We start from the raw sequence: 21719 nt of genomic DNA, 5'->3' as shown, positions 1-21719 counted from the left end.
ATGAAGAGCGCCATCACGCCACCGATGCAGAAGAACGCGAACGACGTCACGAGGTACAGCGTGCCGATCGTCTTGTGGTCCGTCGTGGTCAGCCACTTGACGACGACTTCGCCGCGGCGCTGGCGCCGGACCGGCAGCTCGTCCTCATAGTGGGACCCTGCTGCGGCGGCACCCTGGGGTTCGTTGAGGATGCTCACAGGATGTTCGACTCCCGGTTCTTCTCGGGGCTCGTCTGCTCGATGCCGGCCGGAACGTAACCGGTCTGCCCCTTCTTGGCCAGGTCCTTGAGGTGCTGCTCGTAACGCTCGGGGGAGACCACCTTCACGTTGAACAGCATCCGGGAGTGGTCGACGCCGCAGAGTTCGGCGCACTTGCCCAGGAAGGTGCCCTGCTTGTTGGGGGTCACCTGGAAGGCATTGGTGTGGCCCGGAATGACGTCCTGCTTCATCAGGAACGGCACCACCCAGAAGGAGTGGATGACGTCACGCGAGGTGAGGACGAAGCGGACCGTCTTCCCCTCGGGGAGCCAGAGGGTCGGACCGGGGTTGTCGGTCTGCGGGTTCCGCTCACCGGGGGTGCCGCAGGTGTGGACACCGCCCGCGTCGGCCGGGAAGTCCTTCTTGTACCGGTCCGGGATCGCGGCCAGGTCCTTGTCGGACTTCGCGTCACCGGTGGAACCGTCGACGCCTTCGATGTAGTTGAAGCACCAGCTCCACTGGAAGCCGACCACGTTGACCGTGACGTCGGGCTTCTTGTCGAGGCTGAGCAGCTTCGATTCGTCGCGGGCCGTGAAGTAGAAGAGGACCGAGACGATGATGATCGGAACCACCGTGTACAAGGCCTCGATGGGCATGTTGTACCGGGTCTGCGGAGGTACCTCGACCTTGGTGCGGCTGCGCCGGTGGAAGAAAGCACTCCACAGGATCAGGCCCCACACCAGCACGCCGGTGGCCAGCGCGGCAGCCCACGAGCCCTGCCACAGGGAGAGGATCCGCGGAGCCTCTTCGGTGGTGGGGGTGGGCATACCAAGGCGGGGGAAGTCCTCGTATGTGCAACCGGTTGCGGTCGCAAGGACCAGGCCCGCGGTCAGTGCCTGCAGCAGCTTCCGCCGCATCGGGCGCCGCGGCGAGCGGTCGGAGCCGTTGGGACTCACGTAGCGCCTTCCCGAGAGTCTCGCCCGCGCGGTCGGCTGCGGCCTTCTCGCTGGTAGGTCGCCGCCCTGCGTCGGGCAGGGGTTTGGATGTTTATGCGGACCAAACCCTACTGGACGCGTTTTGGGGTCGCGCGGGGAGGGGTGGGCAACGCGCCGGGGGTCATGCCCAAGGGTGGGAGGAGGCGCCTAATCGCTCGGGGATGGGGCTTGTTGAGAGCGTGCGGGAGGGTTTGTGGCCGGTCGCGTGGTTCCCCGGCCGCCGTCCGGCTCCCCCGCGTTCTACCGTTGCCGTGTGCCCTACTTCGACGCCGCCTCCGCCGCCCCTCTCCACCCCGTGGCCCGTCAGGCCCTTTTGGCCTCGCTCGACGAGGGGTGGGCCGATCCCGCACGGCTCTACCGGGAGGGCCGCAGGGCCCGGATGCTGCTCGACGCGTCCCGCGAGGCCGCGGCGGAGGCGGTCGGGTGCCGGCCCGACGAGGTGGTGTTCACCCCGTCCGGGACGCGGGCCGTGCACAGCGGTGTCGCGGGGGCGTCGGCGGGCCGGCGGCGCACCGGACGCCACCTGATCGTGTCAGCGGTCGAACACTCCTCCGTGCTCCATTCGGCCGAGGTCTTCGAGTCGGCGGGCGGGACGGTGACCCGGGTGCCGGTACTGCGGTCCGGCGCGGTGACCGTCGAGTCCTATACCGGGGCCCTGCGGTCCGACACCGCGCTGGCCTGCCTCCAGTCGGCCAATCACGAGGTGGGGACGGAGCAGCCGGTGGCGGAGGTGGCCGAGGCGTGCCGGGAGGCGGGGGTCCCGTTGTTCGTCGACGCGGCCCAGTCGTTGGGGTGGGGTCCGGTCGCGGGGCCCTGGTCGCTGCTGGCGGCGAGCGCGCACAAGTGGGGCGGCCCGTCGGGGGTGGGGCTGCTGGTGGTGCGCAAGGGCGTCCGGTTCGCTCCCCAGGGGCCCTCCGACGAGCGGGAGTCGGGGCGCGCGGCCGGGTTCGAGAACATCCCGGCGATCGTGGCCGCCGTGGCGTCGCTGCGGGCGGTGCGGGCGGAGGCGGCGGCCGAGGCGGCCCGGCTGCGGGAGCTGACGGAGCGGATCCGGGCGGGGGTGGCGCGGTCCGTGCCGGACGTGGAGGTGGTGGGGGACGCGGAGCGGCGGCTGCCCGGGATCGTCACGTTCTCCTGTCTCTATGTCGACGGGGAGACCCTGCTGCATGAGCTGGACCGGGAAGGTTTCTCCGTTTCGTCCGGTTCGTCCTGCACGAGCAGCACGCTCACGCCGAGTCATGTACTCAAGGCGATGGGGGTGCTGAGCGAGGGGAACGTGCGGGTGTCGCTGCCGCCGGGGACGGCCGAGGAGGACGTGGAGCGGCTCCTCGCCGTGCTGCCGGGCGCGGTGGCGGGGGTCCGGGAGAAGCTCGGAGCGCCCACGCCCACGCCCACGCCCACGGCCGTCGCCGGGGCGGACGAGCTGGTCGTGGACTCCCTCGGCAAGCTCTGCCCGATCCCCGTCATCGAGCTGGCGAAGGTCATCGGGGACGTGCCGGTCGGCGGCACGGTGCGGGTCCTGGCCGACGACGAGGCCGCCCGGCTCGACATCCCCGCGTGGTGTCAGATGCGGGGGCAGGAGTACGTCGGTGAGGAGCCGGCGGACCGGGGCTCGGCCCATCTGGTCCGCCGGCTCCACTGAGCCGGCCGAGGTAGCGGCTGCCGCGCGTCAGCTCAGGTGCTTCTGCACCTCGGCCGCGGCCTCGTCGCCGTACGCCTTCGCGAAACGGTCCATGAAATGGGCGCGAAGGAGCCGGTACTCCTGGGTGCCGATGGTCTCGATCACCAGGGTGGCGAGCATGCAGCCGACCTGGGCGGCGCGCTCCAGGGAGACGTCCCAGGCCAGGCCGGAGAGGAACCCGGCGCGGAAGGCGTCGCCGACGCCGGTGGGCTCGACCTTGCGCTCCTCCTGCGGACAGCCGACCTCGATCGGGTCCTCACCGGCCCGCTCGATGCGCACGCCCCGCGCGCCGAGGGTGGTGACGCGGTGGCCGACCCTGCCGAGGATCTCCTCGTCGCTCCATCCGGTCTTGGACTCGATGAGCCCCTTCTCGTACTCGTTGGAGAAGAGGTACGTCGCCCCGTCCAGCAGGATGCGGATCTCCTCGCCGGCCATGCGGGCGATCTGCTGGGAGAAGTCGGCGGCGAAGGGGATGTTCCGGGAGCGGCACTCCTCCGTGTGGCGCAGCATCGCCTCGGGGTCGTCGGCGCCGATCAGGACCAGGTCGAGGCCGCCGACGCGGTCGGCGACGGTCTTCAGCTCGATGAGGCGGGCCTCGCTCATCGCGCCCGTGTAGAAGGAGCCGATCTGGTTGTGGTCGGAGTCCGTGGTGCACACGAAACGGGCGGTGTGCAGGGTCTCGGAGATGCGGACCGAGGCGGTGTCGACGCCGTGCCGGTCCAGCCAGGCCCGGTACTCGTCGAAGTCGGAGCCGGCGGCCCCGACCAGGATGGGCTTCGTGCCGAGCTGCCCCATACCGAAGGCGATGTTCGCGCCCACCCCGCCGCGCCGTACGTCCAGCTTGTCGACCAGGAAGGAGAGCGAGACCGTGTGGAGCTGGTCCGCGACGAGCTGGTCGGCGAAGCGGCCGGGGAACGTCATGAGGTGGTCGGTTGCGATGGAGCCGGTGACTGCGATGCGCACGGCGTGGACTCTCCTGTGGGAGGGGGATTGACAGTTCACGCTACCCGGTCGGCCGCCACCACTGAAGCGGACGAAACTACCCGATAGTAGATCTTTCTTCGCGGGCTCCTCCCTGCGTACCGTGCGACCTATGACAAACCACGAGGTCCACTCGCCCGCTCCGGCCGATCTCGAAGGCGACCTGGCGTCGCTCCGGGGTGACTGCGCGCGGATGGTTCCGCACTGGACCGCCCCGCGGAAGAGCGCGGCCCGTCCCGTGCCCTTGTCCCTGATCCACGGCGTGACCGTCCCGGCGGCCTCGGCGCGCCTGCTGGAGGCGATGCCGGAGTACGGCAACTAGCACGGGCGCGCGAGCCGGCCCCGGCAGCTCGCGCGGCCCCTCTTTCGGCCGCGGCGCCCGTAGGGGAACCGTGCGCTCCCCCGCTGCGTCCCATCGCTGTCCCCCGTGAAGGGGATCTGGGATACGACAGCAGAGCAGCCGAAGGAGCGATGCGGTGAACACCGAGCGACCCGACAACGACGACGCCGCACGCGGGCCGGAGGACGGGCGCGGCCCGCAGGACCCGGGTACGCCGTCGGACGGGCGCGGCCCACACGACCGGCGTGTGCCGGAGCACCGGGGTGCCGCTGCCGGGGGCCGGCACGGCGATGGGGTCACGGTCGAGGAACCCGGCGGGTCCGGCGAGACCGGCGTGACCGGTGCCGGGCCGGGAGCGGGTGCGGGTGCGGAGGCGCCCGCTCCCGGCCCGGAGGCTCCCGCGGCCGGCCCGGCGGACGAGGCACGGGAACCCGAAGCGGCCGCCGACCCGGCCGCGCCCCACGCCTCCGAACCACCGCCCGAGATCCGGGAGCCCGAAGCGGCCTCCGAACCGTCTGCGCCGGACGCCCCCGAACCGGCGTCCGGCTCCGCGAAGCGTGAGTCGGCGGGCCCCGTCGCACCGGCCGGGGCTCAGGAGCCCGTGACCGGGGCGGACGAGGGCTCCGAAGCAGGTGTCGTCGGTGGCTTCCCCGGCGACGGCGCCCCCGAAGGCGGCCGACGGCGTTCCTCCGTGCTCGTCGCCTCCGTCGCCGCCGCCGTGCTGATCGTCGGCGGGGGCGGGGCCTATCTCGCCGCCGGCGCGGGAGGGGGCGCCGACGGCGGCGCCGGGGCGCCCTCGGGGGGCGGTACTCCCCCGGCGCTCGTGCTGGACGACTACGCCCCGGCGTCCGCCGAGGAGAGCGGCAACGGCATCGCGCCCGGTGAGCCCAACCCGTACGGGGTGACCTACCGGGCCGACGGCGTCCTGCCGGACGGTCCCGGCTCGGCCTCCGTGTACTGGGCGAAGGGCGAGGTCACGCAGGCCGAGGTGGCCCGGCTGGCGGGTGCGCTGGGGGTCGAGGGGACTCCGGTGGCCGAGGGCGGAGCCTGGAGGGTCGGTTCCGGGACGGACGGGTCCGGGCCGGTGCTCCGGGTGGAGAAGGGGGCGCCCGGCCTGTGGACGTTCAGCCGGTACGCCTCCGGCACCGACGCCTGCAAGAGCGGCAGCGACGTCTGCGCCCCGGACGCGACGGACTCGGTGGCGGACCCCGTCGGTGAGGCGGCCGCGAGGAAGGCGGCGGCCCCGGTGCTGAAGGCGGTCGGCCAGGACGACGCCAAGATCGACGCGAGCCAGGTCATGGGCGCGCGGCGGATCGTGAACGCCGACCCCGAGATCGGCGGCCTGCCGACCTACGGCTGGACGACCGGCGTGACCGTCGGCGTCCAGGGCGAGATCGTCGGCGGCAGCGGCCAGGTGAAGGCGCCGGCCGCGGGAGAGACGTACCCGGTGCTGGGTGCGCAGGAGACGCTGGACCGGATGAACGCGGCGCCGGGGACCGGTCACCGTAGGGGCATCGGCGGCTGTGCCACGCCCGTGCCGGCGAAGGACCGGCTGGAGAGCCCCTGCGAGGGGTCGGGCGGTGGGCAGCGGAAGGAGACACTCACGGTCGAGGACGCGGTGTTCGGGCTCGCGCCGCACGCCTCGGGCGGCCGGCAGGTACTGGTGCCGTCCTGGCTGTTCTCGGTGCGCGGGACCGGCGCCGGGGACGACTACACGGTGACGTATCCGGCGGTCGAGCCGGACTTCCTGAGCGCGCCGCCGGCCGCCACGCCGTCCGCGCCGGCCTCCGGCACCGAAACGCGTGACGTGAAGGTCGACGGCTACACGGCCGAGGGCGACGACCTGGTCGTCGGCTTCACGGGCGGGGTGTGCTCCGACTACAAGGCGACGGCGGTGGAGAACGGGGACCGGGTGAAGGTCACCGTGACCGAGACGCCGTGGCCGGACGCCATCTGCATCAAGATCGCCAAGTTCTTCCACCGGACGGTGAAGCTCGACGAGGCGCTGGGCGCCCGGACGGTCGTCGGCTCGGACGGCGCGCCGGTCCCCCTGGAGAAGCCGGGAGCACGGCTGCCCCGGTAGGCGCCGGACACGTGGAAGGCGGCGGCCCCTCGGAGGGGGCCGCCGCCTTCCACGTGGAACACGGGACCCTCAGCTGAAGGAGTCGCCGCAGGCGCAGGAGCCCGTCGCGTTCGGGTTGTCGATCGTGAAGCCCTGCTTCTCGATGGTGTCCACGAAGTCGATGGACGCGCCGCCCAGGTACGGGGCGCTCATACGGTCGGTGACGACCTTGACGCCGTCGAAGTCCTTGACCACGTCACCGTCGAGGGAACGCTCGTCGAAGAAGAGCTGGTAGCGCAGGCCGGAGCAGCCGCCGGGCTGGACGGCGACACGCAGGGCCAGGTCGTCACGGCCCTCCTGGTCGAGCAGGGCCTTGACCTTCGCCGCGGCGGCGTCGGACAGGATGATGCCGTCGGTGACGGTGCTGGTCTCGTCCGATACGGACATCTACATCTCTCCCGGGTTGTACGGAGACTGCTTGTCGACAGTTTCAACCGGCGGGGCCGCGGATTCATTCCGCGGGCCGGGCGACTTCTCTTTCGCCCCCGTTCTTTCATGCTCGCACACGCGCGCAGCGGCGAACAGCGGCCCTCGCCGCCTGTGGACAAGCACACGCGTCGGCGCACGCGTCGGCGCACGGGATTCATGTCACATCGACGCAATGACCATCGTCAAAGTGACGTGAAGCGGGTTATGATAGATAACGTCAGATCGACGAAAAGTAGAAAGGGTGCGTGTCGTGACCACCGCCCAGACCACGGAGCTCGACGTACAGCCGACTCCGCTCGCCCTGCTGTTGCTCGGCCGCGAGGCCGACCCGAAGAGTGAGCGGGGCGTCGAGTGCCCCGGCGACCTGCCCTCCCCGTCCGACCCGGACCTGGTGGAGCGGGCCCGCGCCGCCAAGGAGAAGCTCGGTGACAAGGTCTTCGTCCTCGGGCACCACTACCAGCGCGACGAGGTCATCCAGTTCGCCGACGTCACGGGCGACTCCTTCAAGCTGGCCCGGGACGCGGCCGCCCGCCCGGAGGCCGAGTACATCGTGTTCTGCGGTGTGCACTTCATGGCCGAGTCCGCGGACATCCTGACGTCCGACGACCAGAAGGTGGTCCTGCCCGACCTGGCGGCCGGCTGCTCGATGGCCGACATGGCCACGGCCGAGCAGGTCGCCGAGTGCTGGGACGTGCTGACCGAGGCCGGCATAGCCGAGCAGGTCGTGCCCGTCTCGTACATGAACTCCTCCGCGGACATCAAGGCCTTCACCGGCAAGCACGGCGGCACGATCTGCACCTCCTCCAACGCCAAGAAGGCCCTGGAGTGGGCGTTCGAGCAGGGCGAGAAGGTGCTGTTCCTGCCCGACCAGCACCTGGGCCGCAACACGGCCGTCCGGGACATGGGGATGTCCCTGGAGGACTGCGTCCTCTACAACCCCCACAAGCCGAACGGCGGGCTGACCGCGGAGCAGCTGCGCGACGCGAAGATGATCCTGTGGCGCGGCCACTGCTCGGTGCACGGGCGCTTCAGCCTGGAATCGGTGGAGGACGTCCGCGCCCGCATCCCCGGCGTGAACGTGCTGGTCCACCCCGAGTGCAAGCACGAGGTCGTGGCCGCGGCCGACTACGTCGGCTCGACGGAGTACATCATCAAGGCGCTGGAGGCGGCTCCGGCCGGCTCGAAGTGGGCCATCGGCACGGAGCTGAACCTGGTCCGGCGACTGGCGAACCGTTTCGCGCCCGAGGGCAAGGAAATCGTGTTCCTCGACAAGACGGTCTGCTTCTGCTCGACCATGAACCGCATCGACCTGCCGCACCTCGTGTGGACCCTGGAGTCCCTGGCCGAGGGCAAGCTGGTCAACCGCATCGAGGTCGACAGGGAGACCGAGGCGTTCGCGAAGCTGGCACTGGAGCGGATGCTGGCGCTGCCGTAGCCGTGCCGCCGTGGGCCCGGATCACCTCGACAGCGGCTCCTGGTCGGGGTGGGCCGGGTCCAGCGTGAAGACGGTCCCGTCGGGGCTGAGCACCACCAGGGCGCCCCGGTCGGGAAGCACCTGTGCCGTGGCATAGCCGGCCCCGACGACCTGGTCGGCCCGCGCGGGGGACTCCCACAGCAGGCCGCCCGTCTCGAGGTCGAGGGCGGCGACCCGCCCGGAGGCGCTGGCCGCGAACACCGCCTGCCCCTGCCCGTCGGCGACGGGTGCGCCGGGCTGCTGAAGGGTCGTCGAGGTCTGCCACAGCCGCTCACCCGTCTCGGGCGAGTGGGCGCTCACCTGGCCGCTGGAGGCGGCGAAGCAGAGCACTCCGCCCACCAGCGCCGGCCTGCCGCGCGGGCTGCCCGCCAGCTTCTTCTTCCGAACGGTTCCGGTGACCGGGTCGATCAGCAGGACCTCGCCGTACGCCGGCTCCGCGGAACTCGCGGCGTCCCGCGGGACGCCCATGACGAAGGCCAGATCGCCGCCGACGGCGCCGACGTGGACGCCGTCGCCGTCCGGCACGCTCACCTTCCGGGTCGAGCCGTCCGGGCCGACGGCGTAGAACACGGTGCGCGACGGCGTTCCCGCGTCGGTGCAGCCGACGTACGGGACGCTGTCGACCTCGTGGAACCGGCAGGCGTAACTGGACCCGGCCGGCACGGTGGCCGTCCAGCGCACCTTGCCGCGGCGCGGTTCGCGGGCCGTCACGCGCGAGCCGTCCGAGGTCAGCAGCAGATCGCCCACGACCGCGGGGGTGACGGAGCCCGTTTGGTCGTCCGTGTCCGCCCAGAGTTGCTTGCCGGTGCCGGCATCGAGGGCCACCACAGTGGCGGTCTGGTCGTTGCCCGCGCTGTTCAGGACCGACTGGGAGACCAGCAGCACGCCGTCGCGCACCCCGAGCACCAGGCTGCCGTACGCCTCCTGTGCCACGCCGGAGGGCAGGGAGTCCGCCCGCCAGGCGAGCCGGCCCGTCGTCGCGTCGACCCGGACCGGGAGGATGCCGTTGCCGCCGCAGTACAAGGCGCCCTCGCCCATGGCGCAGGACACCGAGGCGTTGCCGCTGTCCGAGGCCCCGCCGCCCAGCGGTTTCGCCACCCCGCTCACGGCCGTGCCGTACACCGAGGTCCGCCACGGCTCCCAGCCTGCTGGCAGGGGATCCCAGGCGATGGCCCCGGGGCCGGTGCTGTCCGACTCCCCCGACGCCGCGCTCCTGGTGAACGGGGCGAAGTCGAGCAGGTAGCCGGTGAGCGTCAGGGACAGCAGGCCCGCCACCGCGGTCAGGACCGGCCACCGGCGCAGCCGGGAGCGACGGTCCGTGCGGGGCGCGGCGGCGGCCGGCCCCGGTTCCTCCCCCGCCGCGGGCGCGGGCGGGGGCGGAAGACGCAGGGTCACCGTCGCCCTGTCGCCCGCCGCGGGTTCGGGCAGCGCCTCCGCGAACTCCACGGCCAGCTCGTCGAGTCCGGGCCGGTCGGCAGCGTCCTTGGCCAGGCAGCGGGTCAGGATCGCGCGCAGCGGCTCGAACACCTCGTCCACCCTCGGTTCCTCGTGCATCACCCGCCACGCCGTCAGGTAGGGGCTGTCGGCGTCGAAGGGGCCGCGACCGCTCGCGGCGAACACCAGCAGCGCACCGAGGGAGAAGACGTCCGAGGCAGGGCCGACCGACCGTGCGTCCTTGAACTGCTCCGGGGACATGAACGGCGGTGTGCCGATCGCGTGGCCGGTCTCGGTGAGGGTCTGGTTCTCGGTGGCGCGGGAGATGCCGAAGTCGATGACCCGCGGGCCGTCCTCCGCCATCAGGACGTTGGCGGGCTTGAGGTCACGGTGGACGACCCCGGCCCGGTGGATGTCCCGCAGTGCCTCCACCAGACCCAGGGCCAGCCGGCGCAGCTCAGCCCCCTTCAACGGGCCGGTTCCCCTGATCCGGGCGGAGAGCGCCGGTCCGGGAACGAACTGGGTGGCCATCCAGGGCCGTACGGCCTCCGCGTCGGCGTCCACGACCGGGGCGGTGAAGGCACCGCTCACCTTGCGGACGGCCTCGATCTCCTGCCGGAAGCGGGCCCGGAAGACCGTGTCCTCCGCGTACTGGGCGTGCACCACCTTGACGGCGACCTCACGCCCCGAACGGGACCGGCCCAGGTAGACGACGCCCATGCCGCCGGATCCGATGCGGTCGAGGATCCGGTATCCGCCGAGCGCCTTCGGGTCGTCCTTGTACAGCGCCAACGCCCCGGTTCCCTTCCCCCGCCGAGCAGTTCGGACTGACAGGATATGGAACCCGTACGGGGGAAGGGACACCGGCGCGGCGGCGTCAGACCCCGGCCGGTTCCGGCGTCTTCTCCGGTTCGGCGGCGCGCTTCTTCGCCGCCCGCTTCTCCGCCCGCCGTTCCTTGCGCAGTTCGAACATCGCGTAGAGGGTCGGGACGAGCAGCAGGGTGAGCAGGGTCGAGGTGATCAGACCGCCGATCACGACCACCGCCAGCGGCTGGGCGATGAAGCCGCCCTCACCGGTGACGCCCAGGGCCATCGGCAACAGGGCGAAGACGGTCGCCAGCGCCGTCATGAGGATGGGCCGCAACCGGTGCCGACCGCCCTCGATCACTGCCTCCACGACGCCGTGACCCTGGCGCCGGTACTGGTTGATCAGGTCGATCAGCACGATGGCGTTGGTCACCACGATGCCGATCAGCATCAGCATGCCGATCATCGCCGGGACGCCCATCGGGGTGCCGGTGGCGATCAGCAGGCCGATCGCCCCGGTCGCCGCGAACGGGATGGAGACCAGCAGGATCAGCGGCTGGACCAGCGACCGGAACGTCGCCACCAGCAGCATGAAGACGATCGCGATCGCCGCGAGCATCGCCAGGGCGAGGTTCTCGAACGCGTCGTCCTGGTCCTGCGAGACACCGCCGATCTCCGCCGTCGCGCCCGCCGGGAGCTTCAGCGCGTCGAGCTTGGACGTCAGGTCCGCGCTCACCGCGCCCGTGTTGTCGCCGGTCGGCCGCGCGGTGACGGTGGCCGCGCGCTGACCGTCGATGCGGGTCATGGCGACCGGGCCGTCGACGAGCTGCACGGTGGCGATGTCACCGAGCTTCACCGGGCCCAGGGGCAGGGCCTTGAGCTGCGCCAGCGTGGTGGCCGGCGCGGCGGAGGTGATGACGACGTCGCGCTCGGTGCCGTCCAGGATCGCCTTGCCGGCCGTCGTCCCGCGGACCGCCTGGGCGACCGCCGCGCCCAGCGTCTGCTCGTCGAACCCGGCCGCCGCGGCCTCGGCGTTCGCCTTGACCGAGATGCGCGGCACGCTCTGCGAGAGGTCGCTGGTGACGTCCGTGACGTCGTCCAGGCCGGCCACCGCGGCGCGGACCTGCTCGGCCGCCGTGCGCAGCACCTCGCCGTCGGCCGCCTTCACGACGACGCTGAGGTCCTGGCTGCCGAAGCCGTCCCCGGCGGCGACCGTGGTGCTGCCGATGCCGGACAGCTCCTTCAGGCCGTCCTCGATGTGCTCCTGGACGTTCTCGAAGGACGCCGAGTCCTCCAGCATCACCTGGTACGAGGCCTGGTTGGTGTCGGTGCCGCCGCCGAAGGCCGCCATGAACCCGGAGGAGCCGACGGTCACCTGGTAGTCCTTCACGCCCTCCGTGCCGGCGAGCAGCCGCTCGACCTTCTTGGCCTGGGCGTCGGTCGCCGCCAGGCTGGTGCCCGGCTTCAGCTCCTGCTTGACGGTCAGGACCTGCTGCTCGCCCTGGTCGAAGAAGTTGGTCTTCAGCAGCGGGGCCATGCCGAAGGTGCCGACCAGGACGGCGACCGCGATCGCCACGCTCGTCAGACGGCGCCGGGTCGCGAACCGCAGGACGGGGACGTAGAAGCGCTGGAGGCGGCTCCGCGCCTCCTTCTCCTCGGCCGCGCGGCGGGCTTCCTCGGCGTCCTCGGGGGTGCCCTTCGGGGGCCGCAGGAACCAGTACGACAGGACCGGCACGACCGTCAGCGACACCAGCAGGGAGGCCAGCAGGGCCGCCGTGACGGTCAGGCTGAACGAGCCGAACAGGGCGCCCACCATCCCGCCGACCAGGCCGATCGGCAGGAACACGGCGACCGTGGTGAGGGTGGAGGAGGTGACCGCGCCGGCCACCTCGCGGACCGCGGTGAGGATCGCGCTCTGACGCTCCTCTCCGTAGCCGAGGTGTCGCTTGATGTTCTCCAGGACCACGATCGAGTCGTCGACGACCCGGCCGATGGCGATGGTCAGCGCGCCCAGGGTGAGCATGTTGAGCGACAGGTCACGGGTCCACAGCACGATCAGGGCGAGGACCACGGACAGCGGGATGGACACCGCCGTCACCAGGGTCGAACGGATCGAGGCCAGGAACACCAGGATGACCAGGACCGCGAAGAGCAGGCCGAGCGCGCCTTCCGTGGTCAGGCCCTTGATGGACTTCGACACCGCGGGGCCCTGGTCGCTGACGACGGTGATCGACGCGCCGGCGCCGAGGTCCTCGCGCAGGCCGGGCAGTTTGTCCTCGACAGCGTCCGAGATGGCGACCGCGCTGCCGTCGTGGTCCATGGTGACGGCGACGGCGAGGCTGGGCTTGCCGTCGGTGCGGGTGATGGAGTCGGCCGGGGCCTCTTCCTGCTTCACGGTGGCCACGTCGGCGAGGCGGACCGGCTTGCCGCCCGCCGGTGCGGGGATCACCAGGTCCTGGATCTGCTTCAGGGACGTGAAGCCGCCGCCGACCTGGACGGTGCGGTTGCTGCCGGCCTCGTCGAAGGAGCCGGCCGGGACGGTCACGCCGCCCGCCTGGAGGGCCTGGGCGAGGGACTGGGTGGTCAGCCCGGCCCTCGCCAGCCTCGCGTCGGCCGGGGTGACGGTGACGCGCAGGTCGCGCACGCCGTCGACGGTGACCTGACCGACGCCGTCGATGTCCTCCAGCGCGGGCACGACGGTCGTGTCGAGACGGTCCGCGAGGGCCTGCTGGTCACCGGCCGAGGTGACGGCGAGGACCACGGTGGGGATGTCGTCCGTGGAACCGGCGACGACCTGCGGGTCCACCGAGTCCGGGAGCTGGACGCGGGCCCGGTTGACGGCCTGCTGGACGTCCGCGACGAGCTGCCTGGTGTCATTGCCGTAGTCGAAGGAGGCCAGGATGACGGCGTTGCCCTCGCTCGCCGTGGAGGTGACGCCGGTGATGCCGTCGACCCCTTCGAGGTTGTCCTCGATCGGCTGGATGACCTGCTTCTCGACGACATCGGGGGAGGCGCCCTGGTACGGGGCGAGCACCGACACCATCGGCAGTTCGATGGTCGGCAGGAGCTGCTGTTTGAGCTGCGGGATCGCGATCGCGCCGAACACGATCGCGATGATGGACATGAGGCCTATCAGGGCCCGTTGCGCGAGGCTGAACTTGGACAGCCAGGACATGGGTTACGGGTCTCTCTTCTGTGAGCGGCAGAAGCGGCATGGCAGGGATGGACAGGGTGGCGCGAGCACATGTGAGCGCCCTCCCCTACACCCTGAGCCATCGACAGAGCCCGATCCGTAGGCGCCAGGTCGATTTCCTTATCCGGCGCATACTCCGGGTGCAGTACGGCCGGGTGGAGATCAGTCCACCTTTGGACGGACCAGCCCGGACTCGTACGCGATCACCACGAGCTGCGCCCGGTCGCGCGCTCCCAGCTTGGCCATGGCCCGGTTGACGTGCGTCTTCACGGTCAGCGGGCTGACCTCCAGGCGCTCGGCGATCTCGTCGTTGGAATGACCGCCGGCGACCTGGACGAGGACCTCGCGCTCCCGGCCGGTGAGCGCCGATAGCCGTGGCGCGCGGTCCGGCTCGTCGCCGTCGCCCGCGGCGCCGCCCTGCGCGAGGAAGCGGGCGATCAGCCCCTTGGTCGCGGCCGGCGACAGCAGCGCCTCCCCGCCCGCGGCTACCCGGATGGCGTTGAGCAGTTCGTCCGGTTCGCTGCCCTTGCCGAGGAAGCCGGAGGCGCCCGCCCGCAGCGACCGCACCACGTAGTCGTCGACCTCGAAGGTCGTCAGGATCACCACCCGGACGTGGGCGAGCGAGGGGTCGGCGCTGATCAGGCGGGTGGCGGCGAGACCGTCGGTGCCGGGCATGCGGATGTCCATCAGGACGACGTCGGCACGCTCCTCCTTGGCGAGCCGGACCGCCTGCGCCCCGTCGGACGCCTCTCCGACCACCTCCATGTCGGGCTCGGAGTCGACGAGCACCCGGAACGCGCTGCGCAGCAGCGCCTGGTCGTCGGCGAGCAGGACACGGATGGTCATGCGGAGTCCTCGTGAGCGCTGGAGCGGGCCTTGACGGGCAGGATCGCATGGACGCGGTAACCGCCTCCGTAGCGGGGACCGGTGGTGAGGGTGCCGCGCAGGGCGGTGACACGCTCGCGCATCCCGAGCAGGCCGTGTCCTCCGCCGTCCTCCGACGCGGGTGCGTCCCCAGCGCCGTCGTCGAGGACGGTGACCTCGATGTGCGGTCCGACGCGTACGACGCTGACCTCGGCCTTGGCGCCGGGTCCCGCGTGTTTGCGCACGTTGGTGAGGGCTTCCTGGACGACGCGGTAGGCGGCCAGTCCGACGGCGGCGGGAAGGTGGGTGCCGTGGTCGGCGCGGGCCACCGCGATCGGGAGTCCGGCATTGCGGAAGGTGTCGGCCAGTTCGTCGAGCCGGTCGAGGCCGGGGGCCGGTTCGGTGGGAGCCTCCGGGTCGTCGGACTGTCGCAGCAGGCCGACGGTGGCGCGTAGTTCGTTGAGCGCGGAGCGGCTGGCCTCGCGGACGTGCGCGAGGGCCTCCTTGGCCTGGTCGGGGCGCTTGTCCATGACGTGGGCGGCCACCCCGGCCTGCACGTTGACCAGGGCGATGTGATGGGCGACCACGTCGTGCAGGTCGCGGGCGATGCGCAGGCGCTCCTCGGCGACCCGGCGGCGGGCCTCCTCCTCACGGGTGCGTTCGGCTCGCTCGGCCCGCTCCCGGATGGCCCGCACGACGGCCCGGCGGCTGCGCACGGCGTCCCCGGCGGTGGCGCCGATGCCGGTCCAGGCGAAGATCGCCAGGTTCTCCTGGGCGTACCAGGGCAGTGGCCCGGCGAGCATGGCGGCGCCGGTGAGGACCGTCATGGTGAGCAGGCCGACCCGCCACGTGGTGGTGCGGTCGGTGGTGGAGGCGACGGTGTAGAGGGCGATGACGGCGGACATCGCGACGGGCGCGCGGGGGTCGCCGGTGACGCTCTCGGCCACGGAGCAGGTGCCGGTGAGCGCGAGGACCGTCATGGGCGCGCTGCGGCGGAGGACGAGGGCGGCGGCGCCGAGGGTGATCAGCAGCAGACTGAGCGGGTCCGGGGTGCGGACGCTCCAGCTGACGCCCCGCTCGCCGTGCGGGTCGACGAAGGATCCGGCCAGCATGCACAGCAGTACGGCGGCGGCGAGAGCGGAGTCCAGGGCGAGGGGGTGGGCTGTCAGCCGGCGCCGGGCGCGGGCGAGGGGGGTCACTGTTCCGTACCGTCGCTTTCGTGGCCGTCACCTGGGGCTGCTTCCGGGGTTGCCGCCCTCACACCCGGCTGTCGGCCCGGACGGCCACGTCCTCAGCCGTCGGACGGGTCGGATCGCGCGCCGTCACCCGGGACGGGCCGCAGGGCCCGCCGTTCGTCCACGTCCCAGCGGGGGAAGACGGCCTCGGCCCGGTGTGTCCTCACCCGGGGATCAGCCCGTCGTCGCCCAGCATCTCCCGAACCTCCTCCAGGCTCGCGTCCGAGGCCGGGAGGATCAGTTCCGAAGGTTCCAGGGAGTCGTCCGGAAGGGGCTCGCCCAGGCGGCGGACGGCGTCCAGGAGGGCGCCGAGGGTGCGGTGGAAGCCGTCCTCGTCGCCGCCCTCCATCTCGGACAGCAGTTCGTCGTCCAGCTTGTTCAGCTCGGCGAAGTGGGAGTCGGCCAGCGTCCACTGGCCCTCCCCCATGATCCGAACGATCATGTCGGCCTCCTCGGCTCCGGCCCCGGCGCCGAAGCTACTGCTTGTCGAAGCGCGGGGTGTCCTGCGGCTGCTGCCGGCTCTGCGACGGGTTGGTGCCACCTTCGATGGCCTGCTGCCCGGAGGAGGTGCCACCGGCCAGCTCCGCCTTCATGCGCTGAAGTTCCAGCTCTACATCCGTACCACCGGAGAGCCGGTCCAGCTCGGCCTGGAGGTCGTCCTTGGCCAAGCCGGTGGGGTCGTCCAGGGCGCCGGAGGCGAGGAGTTCGTCGAGGGCGCCGGCACGGGCCTGGAGCTGGGCCGTCTTGTCCTCGGCACGCTGGATCGCCAGGCCGACGTCGCCCATCTCCTCGGAGATGCCGGAGAAGGCCTCGCCGATCCGGGTCTGCGCCTGCGCCGCCGTGTAGGTGGCCTTGATGGTCTCCTTCTTGGTGCGGAACGCGTCGACCTTGGCCTGGAGGCGCTGGGCCGCGAGGGTGAGCTTCTCCTCCTCGCCCTGGAGCGTCGAGTGCTGCGTCTCCAGGTCGGTGACCTGCTGCTGGAGGGCCGCGCGGCGGGAGAGCGCCTCACGGGCCAGGTCCTCGCGGCCCAGCGCGAGCGCCTTGCGGCCCTGGTCCTCCAGCTTCGAGGACTGCGACTGCAACTGGTTCAGCTGGAGTTCCAGCCTCTTGCGGGAGGTGGCCACGTCCGCGACTCCGCGGCGGACCTTCTGGAGGAGCTCCAGCTGCTTCTGGTACGAGTAATCGAGGGTTTCGCGCGGGTCCTCGGCCCGGTCAAGGGCCTTGTTCGCCTTCGCGCGGAAGATCATCCCCATACGCTTCATGACACCGCTCATGGGCTTCGCGCGCCCCCTTCTGACGTCCAGCTCCAGCTCTGCGACAGAACCCACAGTACGGGCCCTGCATCCATTGACGCACTGTTCGGGGACGGATGCGCTCATCCCCAAGGACGACTGACCCGGGCCTTGCTCCGGCGTAAGGAGTAGGTGACCTTCAGGGTGACCGCTGCGCCACCGCCTGTCCCCTCTCCACCGGTCTGTCCCGGGCCCGTCCTCATAACAGACGAGTGGTGTTGCCGGATCGTTCCCCGCCGGGCTGGGGTCCATGCCCGGGGAGCGCTTACCCTTGGGTTTTGTGTTCCGTAGCCGTGCCAAGGACGAGAAGGCACCGGTCGCCGACAAGGCGCCGCTGACCGACTCCAAGCAGACCCGCGACCCGCAGGCCCCGAAGGGCAGGCCCACGCCCAAGCGCAGTGAGGCCCAGTCCCAGCGGCGCAGCGTCGCCCACACGTCGTCGTCGCGCAAGGACGCCGCCAAGCGTCAGCGCGAGGAGCGCCGAGCCCAGCTGGAGCGCCAGCGTCAGGCGCTGGCGGGTGGTGACGAACGCTTCCTGCCGGCCCGCGACAAGGGGCCGGTGCGCAAGTTCGCGCGCGACACCATCGACTCGCGGTTCAACGTGGCGGAGTTCTTCCTGCCGATGGCCGTGGTCATCCTCGTGCTGAGCATGGTCCGGGTGGGCTCGCTCCAGTCGATCGCGCTGCTGCTGTGGCTCGTGGTGATCGTGCTGATCGTGCTGGACTCGCTCGTCACCGGACTCCGGCTGAAGAAGCGGCTCGCCGAGCGCTTCCCGGACCACAACCGGCGGGGCGCGGTGGCCTACGCGCTCATGCGCTCCCTCCAGATGCGTCGGCTCCGGCTGCCCAAGCCGCAGGTCAAGCGCGGAGAGCGACTCTGAGCGCCGCTTCTTTCTCCGGGGGCGCGGCGAAGGCCTGGCTGAGCAGGCTGGGTGGACTGCGTGATGTCGTACGGCAGGAGCTGGTGGCCCGGCAGCTCGACGAGCAGATAGCCGGGCGGTATCCGGTCGGGCGGCGGCTGCGCGTGCTCGACGTGGGGATGGGCCAGGGCACGCAGGCACTGCGGCTGGCCCGGCTCGGTCATCAGGTGACCGGCCTCGAGCAGGACGCGACGATGATCGCCGCTGCCCGGGAGGCCCTGCGCGGCGAGCCCGAGGGCATCCGGGAGCGGATGCGCATCATGGAGGGCGACGGCCGGGACACCGGTGTGCACTTCCTGCCCGGCAGCTTCGACGTGGTGCTCTGTCACGGCGTGCTCATGTACGTCCAGGAGCCGGATCCCGTTCTCGCGGGCCTCGCGCGCGTGCTGGCCCCCGGCGGGCTGCTGTCCCTCCTGGTCCGCAACGCCGACGCGCTGGCCATGCGGCCCGGACTGGCCGGGGACTGGGCGGGAGCGCTGGGCGCCTTCGACACGACGGCGTACCGCAACCGTCTGGGCCTCGACGTCCGCGCGGACCGCCGGGAGACCCTGACCGCGACCCTCGCGGGCATCGGGGCACCGCTCCAGGCCTGGTACGGCGTACGGGTCTTCACGGACACGGCGGTGGACGACGCGGACGTCCCCGAGGACCTGGAGCCGCTGCTGGCCGCGGAGGAGCGGGCGGGCCGCTCGGACCCGTACCGCGGCGTGGCGGCGCTGCTGCACCTGTGCGGGGTGCGGGGCTGAGGGCCCCTCGCCACGGCGTGCTCGTGCGGCCCGTCGAAGTCGCGGCGGCGCTGACGAGGGGCGGCGCGGCGGTGAGCGGGGTGGCCGTGGACCGGCCACCCCTGGGCCGGGGCCTGTCCTACGCCTCGTCCGCGTGCAGGTTCATCGGGCCGTAGATCTCCGTGGCGTCCTCGAACAGCCGTACCTGGTCCGCGCCGCCTTCGAGCAGGGCCTTCCAGTGCTCCCCGAGCCAGGACTCGGCGTCCCCCTGCGTGGTGAACTCCTCCGGCTGCACCGCGGGCTGGACCTCCGTCCCGTCGGCCTTCTCGAACCGCCACGTCCATGCCGCCATGTACGCCTCCAACGTGTGAGCACATGCAGAGCAGGAGCCGGATCTCGGTCCGGCTCCTGGCACGCAGCCTAGCCGGATGCGCAAGACCTGATCGGACGGGCGAAAATCAGGTCCGTGGAAGTGACTCTGCTCGGTACCGGTGCCCCCGCGGGACTCCCCCGCCCCGACTGTCCCTGTGCCGTCTGCGCGACCTCCCTCGGGGCGGACGCGCGGGCGGCGACCGCGGTGCTCCTGGACGGGGCGCTGCTGCTGGACCTCACTCCGGGCGCGGCCTTCGCCGCGGCGCGCTCCGGGCACTCCCTGGGCGGCGTACGGCAGGTACTGCTGTCGCATCCGCACGACGGGCCCGCCGTCGAGGTGCCGGCCGGGCTGCCGCAACCCGGCCGGGCGGCGGACGGGCGGGAGTTGACGCAGCTGACGGGACATCGGGTGCGGGCGGTGGCGATGGACGCGCCCGGCACGGGGTACGCCGTGACCGGCCCGGGCGGGCAGCGGCTGCTGTACCTGCCGCCGGGCGGCGCGCCTGCCGGTCTGGAGGAAGGCGGGGAGCCGGCCGAGCGGTACGACATGGTCCTCTGCGACGTGGTGGGGCGGCCGGACGCGCTGGCGAAGCTGCGGGCGGTGGGCGCGGTCGGGCCCACCACGGACGTCGTCGCCGTCCATCTGGACCACGACGTGCCGTCGGGCGCGGAGTTGCGGCGGCGGCTGGCCGCGGCGGGGGCGCGGGCGGTGCCGGACGGGTCGACGCTGACGGTCGGGGTGTACGAGGAGGTGCCGGACGTGCCACGGCGGACCTTGGTGCTGGGCGGGGCGCGGTCGGGGAAGTCGGTGGAGGCCGAGCGGCGGCTGGAGTCCTTCCCGGACGTGCTGTACGTCGCGACCGGCGGCTCGCGGGGCGGGGACGGCGAATGGGCTGCGCGGGTCGCCACGCACCGGGAGCGGCGGCCGGGGTCGTGGCGGACGGTCGAGACGTGCGACCTCGTGCCGCTGCTCGCGGAGGAGGGGGCGCCGCCCCTGCTGATCGACTGTCTGTCGCTGTGGCTGACCGAGGCGATGGACTCGGTCGGTGCGTGGGACGACGCGGTGTGGGCGGACGGGGGTGAGCGGGAGCTGCGCTCCCGGGTGGCCGACCTGGCCGGGGCGGTCCGGGGGGCGCGGCGCACGGTGGTGCTGGTGTCGAACGAGGTGGGGTCCGGGATCGTGCCGGCCACGGCGTCGGGACGGCGCTACCGGGACGAGCTGGGACGGCTGAACGCGGCGGTCGCGGGCGAGTGCGAGGAGGTTCTGCTGGTGGTGGCGGGACAGGTCGTGGCGCTTCGGGGGTGAGGTGGCCCTGCGGCCGGCCGGTGCCCGGAGGGTGGGCCGCGCGACCCGGCACCGCGGGGCGCCTCCCCCGCTCTCGGCTTCGGTGGAGCGGGGCCCGAGCGCCGAGCCGTGCCGCCTCGGCGCCGCCCGTGCCCCTCCGGGGGGGGACGTGGATGCCCCCGAAGGGGCGGCCGGTGGGCGCACGCCGAACGGCTCCGCGCAGGCCCGCGGACGGCAGCCGCTGGGCGCGGGCTGCGGGCCGGACTCGGCCGGCCGGGTCGGACGGTGAGTGGGCAGGGGCGGGTGCGGCGGCCCCGGCGGCGCCCCCCGGTGGGCCCGCACCGGTCCCGACGGTCAGTTCTTGCGGGCGATGACTCGGTACGTGTTCGAGAAGCGGGTGTGGCGGAGGAGGGGGGCCAGGGCGTGGTCCAGGGCGGTCGCCGCGGTGACCAGGGGGCTGACGGCTCGCAGGAGGGCCGTACGGGGGGAGGGGATCGACCGGGACAGGGACAGGGACAGGGACAGGGCGAGGGCCGCCGCGAGGTCGTGCGGGACATGGGCCCCGCTGCGGTCGGCCGTGACGATCGTGCAGCCCTGGGCCTCGAGTTCGACGCGGAGGTTGGGCAGCGGGATCAGGTGGAGGTGCCGCGGCTGCCCGTGGGCCACCCACCATTTGCCGAGCAGCGCGGCGAACGCGCTGTGCGGATCGGGGAGTTCGAGGAGCAGATGCCCGCCGGGCCGCAGCGCGACGAGGGCGGCACGGAGTTCCGCGCGCGGGTCGAGGGTGTGCTCCACATGGCTGAGCATGCTGACGACGTCGTAGCGGGCGCGCAGCCGTGCGCTGGTCGCGGGGTGGGTGAGCTGTCCCTGGTGGGCCTCCTCGACACGGCCGGCCTCCTGGGCCCGGACGACCCGCGGGGTGGGGTCGAGGCCGTCGAAGGAGGTGTAGGTGAAGACCTCCTTCGCCGCCGCGGGGAACAGCGCGTGCCCCGTGCCCACGTCCAGCCAGCTCTCCGGCTCGGGGAAGGGCAGCATCGCGCGGGCGGTGGCCACCAGCCGGCGCCTGCGGGTGCGGGTGGCGAGGACGCGTTCGGCGGAACTGCCGGGCAGGCCGCCGGCCGGGGGGCGGTGGTAGAGGGCGAGCCCCTCCGCGGTCAGCCGCGGGTTCTGGAAGGTGTGGGCGCAGTCCAGGCATTCGTCCATGGCGAAGGTGCCCGGCCGGTGATGGAGCAGGTCGGGTGCGCGCAGACGGGTGCGCAGGCGTGTCGAGCCGCACCAGGGACAGTTGTCGCGGCGCGGCTCGTGGATGGGCCTGGGGGGCATGAGCGGCTCCGTGGAGGGCGTCGAGGGATGCGGCAATTCACAGCAAAACGG

At 72.4% G+C, this 21719-nt stretch carries 18 protein-coding genes and 1 pseudogene; 7 read left to right on the top strand and 12 right to left on the bottom strand.

Going from position 1 to position 21719, the window contains the following annotated elements; translation table 11 throughout:
• Positions 1–197, bottom strand: a pseudogene (locus ACZ5Y0_RS35295) (aa3-type cytochrome oxidase subunit I); the annotation flags it as partial.
• Entirely contained in the window at positions 194–1153 is a 960-nt protein-coding gene (gene ctaC, locus ACZ5Y0_RS35290) for an aa3-type cytochrome oxidase subunit II (RefSeq protein WP_469132730.1), read from the bottom strand. The gene ctaC and the pseudogene ACZ5Y0_RS35295, both read right to left, overlap by 4 nt.
• A 292-nt stretch (positions 1154–1445) precedes the next feature.
• Between ctaC and ACZ5Y0_RS35285 the strand changes: the two genes are divergently transcribed.
• On the top strand, positions 1446–2834 hold the full coding sequence (locus tag ACZ5Y0_RS35285) for an aminotransferase class V-fold PLP-dependent enzyme (protein ID WP_469132729.1): 1389 nt from the start codon (positions 1446–1448) through the stop codon (positions 2832–2834).
• Between the two features lie 27 nt (positions 2835–2861).
• On the opposite strand, the gene ACZ5Y0_RS35280 is transcribed toward ACZ5Y0_RS35285, so the two are convergent.
• Complete coding sequence (locus tag ACZ5Y0_RS35280; RefSeq protein ID WP_469132728.1) at positions 2862–3836, bottom strand: carbohydrate kinase family protein; 975 nt, start codon at positions 3834–3836, stop codon at positions 2862–2864.
• Between the two features lie 130 nt (positions 3837–3966).
• Here ACZ5Y0_RS35280 and ACZ5Y0_RS35275 point away from each other — a divergent pair, with 130 nt between their 5' ends.
• A complete protein-coding gene (locus tag ACZ5Y0_RS35275) occupies positions 3967–4176 on the top strand; it encodes a hypothetical protein (protein ID WP_469132727.1) in 210 nt (69 codons plus the stop codon).
• Between the two features lie 154 nt (positions 4177–4330).
• A complete protein-coding gene (locus ACZ5Y0_RS35270; protein WP_469132726.1) occupies positions 4331–6277 on the top strand; it encodes a hypothetical protein in 1947 nt (648 codons plus the stop codon).
• Positions 6278–6346: 69 nt separating this feature from the next.
• Here the strand turns inward: ACZ5Y0_RS35270 and ACZ5Y0_RS35265 are convergent, their stop codons facing one another.
• Positions 6347–6703 carry a HesB/IscA family protein gene (locus ACZ5Y0_RS35265; RefSeq protein WP_030794551.1) on the bottom strand — a complete coding sequence of 119 codons (357 nt, stop codon included), beginning with the start codon at positions 6701–6703 and terminating at the stop codon, positions 6347–6349.
• 292 nt (positions 6704–6995) lie between these two features.
• Between ACZ5Y0_RS35265 and nadA the strand changes: the two genes are divergently transcribed.
• Positions 6996–8180: a quinolinate synthase NadA gene (gene nadA / locus ACZ5Y0_RS35260; RefSeq protein WP_469132725.1), complete on the top strand. Its 1185-nt coding sequence runs from the start codon at positions 6996–6998 to the stop codon at positions 8178–8180.
• 21 nt (positions 8181–8201) lie between these two features.
• Here nadA and ACZ5Y0_RS35255 read toward each other — a convergent pair whose 3' ends face one another.
• The 6 genes from ACZ5Y0_RS35255 to ACZ5Y0_RS35230 all read right to left on the bottom strand — a co-directional run bounded on the left by ACZ5Y0_RS35255 (position 8202) and on the right by ACZ5Y0_RS35230 (position 16999).
• The gene (locus ACZ5Y0_RS35255) at positions 8202–10445 is read right to left on the bottom strand and encodes a serine/threonine-protein kinase (RefSeq protein WP_469132724.1); all 2244 of its coding nucleotides are present in this window, start codon (positions 10443–10445) and stop codon (positions 8202–8204) included.
• An 85-nt stretch (positions 10446–10530) separates the two neighbouring features.
• Positions 10531–13635 (bottom strand): efflux RND transporter permease subunit, encoded by a 3105-nt coding sequence (locus ACZ5Y0_RS35250; RefSeq protein ID WP_469132723.1) that lies wholly within the window; start codon positions 13633–13635, stop codon positions 10531–10533.
• A gap of 180 nt (positions 13636–13815) precedes the next feature.
• Positions 13816–14499 (bottom strand): response regulator, encoded by a 684-nt coding sequence (locus tag ACZ5Y0_RS35245; RefSeq protein WP_469132722.1) that lies wholly within the window; start codon positions 14497–14499, stop codon positions 13816–13818.
• Entirely contained in the window at positions 14496–15716 is a 1221-nt protein-coding gene (locus ACZ5Y0_RS35240; protein ID WP_469132721.1) for a sensor histidine kinase, read from the bottom strand. Before ACZ5Y0_RS35240 ends, ACZ5Y0_RS35245 begins: the two co-directional genes overlap by 4 nt.
• Before the next feature lie 199 nt (positions 15717–15915).
• Positions 15916–16194: a PspA-associated protein PspAA gene (gene pspAA, locus ACZ5Y0_RS35235; RefSeq protein WP_469132720.1), complete on the bottom strand. Its 279-nt coding sequence runs from the start codon at positions 16192–16194 to the stop codon at positions 15916–15918.
• A 34-nt stretch (positions 16195–16228) separates the two neighbouring features.
• Positions 16229–16999 carry a PspA/IM30 family protein gene (locus tag ACZ5Y0_RS35230; protein ID WP_469132732.1) on the bottom strand — a complete coding sequence of 257 codons (771 nt, stop codon included), beginning with the start codon at positions 16997–16999 and terminating at the stop codon, positions 16229–16231.
• Positions 17000–17294: 295 nt separating this feature from the next.
• Here ACZ5Y0_RS35230 and ACZ5Y0_RS35225 point away from each other — a divergent pair, with 295 nt between their 5' ends.
• Both ACZ5Y0_RS35225 and ACZ5Y0_RS35220 read left to right on the top strand, forming a co-directional pair.
• A complete protein-coding gene (locus ACZ5Y0_RS35225) occupies positions 17295–17924 on the top strand; it encodes a DUF3043 domain-containing protein (RefSeq protein ID WP_469132719.1) in 630 nt (209 codons plus the stop codon).
• Positions 17925–18007: 83 nt separating this feature from the next.
• Positions 18008–18709, top strand: coding sequence for a methyltransferase domain-containing protein (locus ACZ5Y0_RS35220; protein ID WP_469132718.1), 702 nt, complete (start codon positions 18008–18010; stop codon positions 18707–18709).
• Between the two features lie 118 nt (positions 18710–18827).
• On the opposite strand, the gene ACZ5Y0_RS35215 is transcribed toward ACZ5Y0_RS35220, so the two are convergent.
• On the bottom strand, positions 18828–19040 hold the full coding sequence (locus ACZ5Y0_RS35215) for a hypothetical protein (protein ID WP_086772654.1): 213 nt from the start codon (positions 19038–19040) through the stop codon (positions 18828–18830).
• 114 nt (positions 19041–19154) lie between these two features.
• Between ACZ5Y0_RS35215 and ACZ5Y0_RS35210 the strand changes: the two genes are divergently transcribed.
• Positions 19155–20366, top strand: coding sequence for a bifunctional adenosylcobinamide kinase/adenosylcobinamide-phosphate guanylyltransferase (locus tag ACZ5Y0_RS35210; protein ID WP_469132717.1), 1212 nt, complete (start codon positions 19155–19157; stop codon positions 20364–20366).
• 333 nt (positions 20367–20699) lie between these two features.
• Here ACZ5Y0_RS35210 and ACZ5Y0_RS35205 read toward each other — a convergent pair whose 3' ends face one another.
• Positions 20700–21668 carry a class I SAM-dependent methyltransferase gene (locus ACZ5Y0_RS35205; protein ID WP_469132716.1) on the bottom strand — a complete coding sequence of 323 codons (969 nt, stop codon included), beginning with the start codon at positions 21666–21668 and terminating at the stop codon, positions 20700–20702.
• Positions 21669–21719 lie beyond the last annotated feature (51 nt).

Source organism: Streptomyces sp. NPDC033216, from assembly GCF_055577115.1.
The sequence above is the reverse complement of the archived record's forward strand: the minus strand, read 5'-3'. Positions and strand labels throughout refer to the sequence as shown.